This is a genomic window from Dankookia rubra (assembly GCF_004355005.1).
Taxonomy (GTDB): domain Bacteria; phylum Pseudomonadota; class Alphaproteobacteria; order Acetobacterales; family Acetobacteraceae; genus Paracraurococcus; species Paracraurococcus ruber_A.
Genome location: NZ_SMSJ01000382.1, coordinates 1 through 356 on the forward strand (window position 1 = coordinate 1; position 356 = coordinate 356).

General features: G+C 84.6%; 1 pseudogene. It reads left to right on the top strand.

The features are described 5' to 3' along the window. A pseudogene (locus tag E2C06_RS38415) lies at positions 1 to 356 on the top strand (hypothetical protein); the annotation flags it as partial.

Below are 356 nucleotides of genomic sequence, written 5' to 3' on the forward strand. Positions count from 1 at the left end.
GCGCACGCGGCGGCGCCTGGCCCTGGCGATGGGCGGCGCGGCGACGGTCGGGCTGCTGCTCGGGCTCGGCGTGGCGAGCCTGCCGCCGATGCCCCTGCCCTCCGCGGCCGTGCCACCGCTGGCGGGGGTCGGTGCGCCGGGCGATGCCGGGGGCGGCCGGCCGCCGGCCGCCCTAACGGAGGCCGCCATCGCGCCGCCCGTCCTGCCGCCTTTCCCGACAGTGCCGGCCTCGGGGCCGCCCCGGCCGGGACCGCTGGTCCTGGCACCGGCGCCGTCCGTGACCGCCGCGCTGCCCCTGCCCGGCGCGCCGGCCGAGGCCCCCGCAGTGCCGCCTCCGCCGCGGCCGGAGGGGCCCG